This window comes from Burkholderia sp. ZZQ-2 (assembly GCF_050768715.1).
In the GTDB taxonomy this organism is placed as follows: Bacteria; Pseudomonadota; Gammaproteobacteria; order Burkholderiales; family Burkholderiaceae; genus Burkholderia; species Burkholderia cepacia.
Window position 1 is genome coordinate 1 of record NZ_LDVA01000033.1, and the last position, 4,051, is coordinate 4,051.

5 protein-coding genes are annotated in these 4,051 nt (G+C 66.7%); all 5 read right to left on the reverse strand.

All coding sequences use genetic code 11. The features are described 5' to 3' along the window. A partial coding sequence (locus ABY44_RS00855; RefSeq protein ID WP_275891256.1) for an FmdB family zinc ribbon protein occupies window positions 1-173 on the reverse strand: 173 nt, incomplete at its 3' end. Between the two features lie 95 nt (window positions 174-268). Continuing rightward, window positions 269-895 (reverse strand): methyltransferase domain-containing protein, encoded by a 627-nt coding sequence (locus ABY44_RS00860; RefSeq protein WP_060174884.1) that lies wholly within the window; start codon window positions 893-895, stop codon window positions 269-271. Window positions 896-912: 17 nt separating this feature from the next. Next, entirely contained in the window at window positions 913-2,490 is a 1,578-nt protein-coding gene (gene ubiB / locus ABY44_RS00865; RefSeq protein ID WP_027789152.1) for a ubiquinone biosynthesis regulatory protein kinase UbiB, read from the reverse strand. Between the two features lie 12 nt (window positions 2,491-2,502). Next, entirely contained in the window at window positions 2,503-3,129 is a 627-nt protein-coding gene (locus ABY44_RS00870; protein ID WP_060174883.1) for a ubiquinone biosynthesis accessory factor UbiJ, read from the reverse strand. A gap of 163 nt (window positions 3,130-3,292) precedes the next feature. Beyond that, on the reverse strand, window positions 3,293-4,051 hold a 759-nt coding region (locus ABY44_RS00875; RefSeq protein WP_431640742.1), incomplete at its 5' end, for a TIM44-like domain-containing protein.

The following is a 4,051-nucleotide window of genomic DNA, read 5'->3' on the forward strand; positions in this document are numbered from 1 at the left end:
AAATCGGTGACATACCAACCCGAACCCTTCAGCTGGAAGCCCGCCGCAGTGACCTGCTTGCGAAATGCGTCCTTCCCGCATTCCGGACACTGCGACAGCGGCGCATCGCTCATCTTCTGGAGCACGTCCTTCGCGAAGCCACACGCTTCGCATCGATAGGCGTAGATCGGCATGATATTTTTCCCGCGGAAACTGGAAACGGCTTGCAAAACCTTGAATTATAGCTGAAACCCCGCCGCGCTCCGGCAATGGCCGCGACACCCGCGCATCAGCGGCGGCGCCACGTCAGCCAGCGCTCGTGACCTTCGAACACGGGCAGCGAATCGGTCACGGGCAAATCCTCGATCAGTTCGAAGTGCGGCGTGAGCAGCGCATCGAGTTCGGCACGCTCGATTCCGAACGGCGGCCCCTTCGGTTTCGCCATCAGGAAGAAATAACCTGCCAGCAATCCGTCCACGGGCAGCAGCTCGGCCATGCGTGCCGCGTAGCCGGCGCGCATGGCCGGCGGCAGCGCGCACAGGAACGCGCGCTCGTACACCCACTGCACGTCGAACGGCGCCCGGTACGAAAAGAAATCGGCCTGCTCGACGACTTCCGCATGCGCGCCGAGCTGCGCTTTCGCAACTGCCACTGCCTGCGCGGAGAAATCGATCGCACGCACGGGCCAGCCGGCCTGCGCGAGCCACCCGGCCTCCTGCGCACTGCCGCAGCCTGGAATCAGCACCGCGCACGGCTCGAGCCGGTGCGCGAACACGCGAAACCCGTCGGGCACGCCACCGAATTCCCACGGCGTCACGCCACGCGCGAAACGTTCGTCCCAGAACGATGCGTTGCCGGGATCGCGCGTCGTGAAATCGGCGGCCGCCGGTGTAGCCGGTTGCTTCGGATCGGACATCGCCCTGCTCCTTTCGGTCATGTGCCGTACGCGAGCGCGAGCAGCACGCGCGCGACAAGCGCCCCGACGCCGACGGCGAGACCGAAGATCAGCAACGCCTGCAGCAGCCGGTTCGTCCGCTTCTGCTCGACGAGAATCTGGCGCATCAGGTCCTCGCTCGCCGCGCGCGGCGCGTCGTGGCGCGCCGCCATCGCATGATGGATCAGGCGCGGCAGTTGCGGTAGCGTCTTGCTCCACTGCGGCGCTTCGACCTTGAAGCGCTCGTACCAGCCGCGCAGGCCGATCTGCTCGGTCATCCAGCGCTCGAGGTACGGCTTCGCGGTCTTCCACAGGTCGAGCTCGGGGTCGAGCGAGCGGCCGAGCCCCTCGACGTTCAGCATCGTCTTCTGCAGCAGCACGAGCTGCGGCTGGATCTCGACGTTGAAGCGGCGCGACGTCGAGAACAGGCGCATCAGCACCTGACCGAGCGAGATGTCCTTCAGCGCGCGATCGAAATACGGCTCGCACACCGCTCGGATCGCGCTTTCGAGCTCCTCGACGCGCGTCTCGGGCGGCACCCAGCCCGATTCGAGATGGAGCGTCGCGACACGGTGGTAGTCGCGCTTGAAGAACGCGAGGAAGTTCTGCGCGAGGTAGTTCTTGTCGAAATCGGACAGCGCGCCGACGATCCCGAAATCGAGCGCGACGTAGCGGCCGAAGGTGTTCGGATCGAGGCTCACCTGGATGTTGCCAGGGTGCATGTCCGCATGGAAGAAGCCGTCGCGGAACACCTGCGTGAAGAAGATCTCGACGCCTTCGCGCGCAAGCTTCTTGATGTCGACACCGGCCGAACGCAGCGTCTCGACCTGGCTGATCGGCACGCCGGTCATGCGCTCCATCACGAGCACCTGCGACGTCGAGAAATCCCAGAACATCTCGGGCACGAGCAGCAGGTCGAGGCCCGCGAAGTTGCGGCGCAGCTGGCTGCCGTTGGCGGCCTCGCGCATCAGGTCGAGCTCGTCGTGCAGGTACTTGTCGAACTCGGCGACGACCTCGCGCGGCTTCAGGCGCCGGCCGTCGGCCCACATGCGCTCGGTCCAGATCGCGATGTCGCGCATCAGCGCGAGGTCGGAATCGATCACGGACAGCATGTTCGGGCGCAGCACCTTGACCGCGACGGCCTTGCCCGCGTGCTGGCCCTGCTTGAGCTTCGCGAAATGCACCTGCGCGATCGACGCGCTCGCGACCGGTTCGCGCTCGAATTCGTCGAACAGCTCGTCGACCGGCGCACCGAGCGACTTCTCGATGATTCCGATCGCGACCGCCGAATCGAACGGCGGCACCTGGTCCTGCAGCTTCGCGAGTTCGTTCGCGAAATCGACCGACAGCAGGTCGCGGCGCGTCGACAGCACCTGGCCGAACTTGACGAAGATCGGGCCGAGGCTTTCGAGTGCGTGGCGCAGCCGCACCGCCGGCGGATCGGAATAACGGCGACCGATCGTCGTGATCCGCAGCAGCAGCTTCACGCGCCGGTCGTCGATCCGGGACAGCATCACTTCGTCGAGACCAAAGCGGATGACGGTGTAGACAATCTTGATGAAACGGAAAATGCGCATGCCCTGCGGCCCTCAGTGCGCGCCGCGCGGGCCGGAACCCGTGCGCGCGCCGATTTTTTGTTCGAGTCGCTCGACCCGCTTTTCGACCCGCGCGAGCGCATCGCGTGCGCGCGCCAGTTCGGCGTCGAAGCCGCCGAGCGACGCGCGCCGGACGACTTGCGGGTTCTCGTCGAGCCAGTATTCGGCAACGGAATCGAGCACGTTGCGGCCGGTACGTCGCGCGCGCGCACCGGCGTCGCGCACGACCGTCGCGATCCGGTATGCCGCCGCGTCGCCGACCAGCTTCGCGAGATCTTCTTCAGGTTCCCAGCGCAAGTGCTCGGCCAGCTTCGCGATCTGCGTCGCGAACTCCGCATCGCCCTCGATCTTCACGTGCTTCATCACGGCCGCCTGGCCGCCCTGCAGGAACGCGGCGACCGTGTCGCCCGCGAGCGCGATCGACACGTCGACCTGTTGCGCATCGTGCGCGTCGACGGCCGACAGATAGCCGTCGGGCTGCACCAGCAGCGTGAGCGTAACGGGAGGCACGTGGATCCGGGCAGTCTTGCCCGCATACGGAATCAGGCGGTCGCGCGCCCACGATTCGCGGGCGAGCAGGTGATTGACAGCAGCAGCAAAAGGCTTGGCGGCAAAGGTCATCGGGCTGGGAAAGAAAAAACCCGCGCAGGCCGGGCGCCCACGCGGGTTTCTATTGTAACGTCGGATCGTCGGCAGGCCGTGCCTGACCGCACACCCGGGCGGCAAGCGGTCGCAGTGCGGCAGCCGTTGCCCGGGTGTCCGGCGGCGTGGCCGCCGGACACGCTCAGTGCGTGTTGATCTGCTGGATGCCCGCGAGCAGCCAGCCCTGACTGCCCGACTTCGACAGGTTCCACACCTCGTCGAACGGCGCGGCCGACGCATTCGCCGATTCGCGGATCAGCCCGTGGAAACGCACGCTCGCCGACTGCTCGATGCCGCGATCCTCGATCGCGACCAGTTCCGCGTCGAGCTGCACGACGTCGGTCTGGTTCGACTCGTTGCCGCGCGAATCGAGGTCGATCTTGATCTCGGCGAACATTTCGGGCGTCGTGAACTCGCGGATGTCGGCCAGGTTGCCCTGGTCCCACGCAGCCTGCAGGCGCACGAAATAAACCTTCGAGCTGCGCAGGAACGCTTCGGTGTCGAAGCCGGCCGGCACCTGGAGCGGTGCTGCCGCCGCCGCTGCCGCACCTGCGCCCGCGGCACCGCCGCCGAACACGCCTTGCGCTTCGTTCGCGTAGCTGCTGCCGCTACCCGCATAGTTGCTGCCGGTGCCGCCCTGCTGGAACGACGGGCTCTGCGAGTAGCCGCCCGACGACGACGCCGAGCCGCCGACCGAGTATGCCGGCTCCTGCGGACGACGGCGGTTCATGAACTTGCGGATCAGCCAGATGCCGACCATCGCGAGCAGCGCGATCACGATGACGTTCGCCATCATGCTCGCGAATGCGCCGCCCAGGCCGAAGTGCGACAGCAGCGCCGCGATGCCGAGACCGGCCGCGAGGCCGGCGATCGGCCCGAGCCAGCGCGAGCGGTTGGGCTG